Origin of the sequence: Devosia sp. (assembly GCF_041917035.1) — a bacterium.
Taxonomy (GTDB): domain Bacteria; phylum Pseudomonadota; class Alphaproteobacteria; order Rhizobiales; family Devosiaceae; genus Devosia_A.
Map to the genome: position 1 here is coordinate 1 of NZ_JAYRYM010000388.1, position 2,396 is coordinate 2,396.

At 68.9% G+C, this 2,396-nt stretch carries 2 protein-coding genes; one reads left to right on the forward strand and one right to left on the reverse strand.

Translation table 11 applies throughout. The annotated features are described in order from the left end of the window. Positions 1–1,977 (forward strand): bifunctional [glutamine synthetase] adenylyltransferase/[glutamine synthetase]-adenylyl-L-tyrosine phosphorylase (locus ACE3TU_RS21415; protein WP_374627881.1); only part of this gene is annotated, 1,977 nt, incomplete at its 5' end. 59 nt (positions 1,978–2,036) lie between these two features. On the opposite strand, the gene ACE3TU_RS21420 is transcribed toward ACE3TU_RS21415, so the two are convergent. Further along, on the reverse strand, positions 2,037–2,396 hold a 360-nt coding region (locus tag ACE3TU_RS21420; RefSeq protein WP_374627882.1), incomplete at its 5' end, for a sulfotransferase domain-containing protein.

Sequence of the window (2,396 nt, forward strand, 5' to 3'; positions counted from 1 at the left end):
CAGATCAACATCACCAAGAATGTCGGGGATGTCCGGGTCGAGGGGCACAACGTCAAGCTCGGGCTCGGCGGCATCCGCGAGATCGAGTTCTTCACCCAGACCCAGCAACTGATCGCCGGGGGACGCGACCCGGCCCTCCGGGTGCGCCCCACTTCGGCCGCGCTGCGGGCGCTGGCCGCCGCCAGCTGGATCTCGGAACAGGCCGCGGACGAGCTCATCGCCACCTACTGGTACCTCAGGGGCGTCGAGAACCGCCTGCAGATGCGCCGCGACGAACAGACCCACGTGATGCCCGAGACCGAGGCCGAGATCGCGATCATCGGCAGCCTGATGGGACAACCGGATCGTGCAGCATTCGAAAGCACTTACCGGGCGGCCTTGAATCTGGTTGTCGGCTATTATGCTGAACTCTTTGCCGAAGGCGAGACGCTGGGCAGCGGCTCCGGCAACCTCGTCTTCACCGGCTCCGACGACGATCCGGGGACGCTCGAGACGCTGTCAGGTATGGGCTTCCGCGCGCCGTCGGGAGCCATCGCGACGGTGCGCAAGTGGCACTATGGCAGCTATGCCGCGACGCGCGCCGCGGCGGCGCGGGCGCACCTGACGGAACTGCTGCCGGCCCTCCTGCGGACCCTGTCCGAGGCCGGCAACCCCGACGAGGCGCTGGCCCGCTTCGACAACTTCCTGTCGCGCCTCCCATCCGGCGTGCAGCTGTTCGCGCTGCTGCGCAACCACGAAAACCTGCGCAGCCTGCTGGTGGCGCTGATGGCATCGGCGCCGCGCATGGCCGAAGCGGTGATCCACCGGGCGCACGTGATGGACGGCCTGATCGATCCGGCCTTCGCCGACGAGGTGCGCCGGCGTTCGACGCTGCTCAGCAAGATCGCCGACTTCTTCGCCGAGGCGCGCGACTACCAGGATGTCATCGACCGGGCCCGCATCATCGGGCAGGAGCAGATGTTTCTGATCGCCGCCGGGCTGCTCGCCGGTACCATCGACGCGCAGCGGGCCGGGGAGCAGTTCACGACGCTCGCCGAGGCGCTGCTGACCCGCCTCTTCGCCGCGGTGCGCACGGAGTTCGAGAGGCGCCACGGCGTGGTGCCGGGCGGTCGGGCGGCCCTGCTCGCCTTCGGCAAGATGGCGAGCCGCGAGATGACGGCGCGCTCCGACCTCGACTTCATCATCCTCTACGACGTCGAGGGGGAGGCCGAGGAGTCGAACGGGGACAAGCCGCTGGCGACCAGCCAGTACTATGCCCGGCTGACGCAGCGCCTGCTGGCGGCGATCAGCGCTCCGACCTCGGAGGGTGTGCTCTACGAGGCCGACATGCGGCTGAGACCCTCGGGCAATGCCGGGCCGCTCGCCACCAGCCTCAAGGGCTTCATCCAGTACCACCACGAAAGCGCCTGGACCTGGGAGCGGCTGGCGCTGAGCCGGGCGCGGGTGATCCAGGCCGACGGCGACCTGGCGGCACGGATCGATGCGGCGATCGCCGAAATCCTGTCGCGGCCGCGCGACGTGACGACAACCATCGCCGACGTCACCGCCATGCGGGCACTGATGGCGAAGGAGCGTCCGCCCCGCCATCCGTTCGACCTCAAGCTGGTGTCCGGCGGGCTCGTCGACCTCGAGTTCATCGCGCAGTCGGCGCAACTGGTGGCACGCGCGCAGCTCGACGCGCCACAGGCGCCGACCGCGACCGTGCTCCGCCGGCTGGGCGAGACCGGCCTCGTGCCCGAGGGCGAGCGGCTGGCCGAGATCCATGCCGTCTACGCCACCGTGCTTCAGGTGATGAGCGCCGCCCTCGCCGATCCGTTCAAGGACGAGGGCTGGACCGAGGCCTTCCGCGAACTGCTGGCGCAGCGCACCAACATGCCGAACTTCGAGCGGCTGGCGGGAGAACTGCAGGCGATGGAGGCGGAGGTGAGTGCAGCGGCGGGACGGTGGTATGCGGGAAGGGGGCAGGTCGCAGTTTGAAGTGCCGGTACAACTGGACTAAGTCCAGGTGACTAGCTCGACCCTGAGGATGGATTGCCCTACCGACAGTAGCCGTAGGCGTGCATGGTGGCCGCGTTCACCTGCCAGAACAGCTCGACCTGCTCTGCCGACAGCCGGGTGCGGTTGGGAGCGGAGGCCGAGCGGACCCACTTGCCGTCGATGGCGGCCAGTTCCTCGCGGCTCGGAATGGTGCGCGCCACGGCCGGAACCTCGATGAACCCGGCGAGCCGGTCTACGGTGCCGCCAATATCGGCCACGATGTCCTCGTAGCGCAGGACCAGGGTATCGGGCCGGGTGCGCGGACCCCACCAGGCGATGTGTTCCGACCAGGTGGGCAGTCCCGGTCGACCGCGGATCAGCGTTTCGATCGGGATCTGGCGGCGACCGTGATCGTGAAA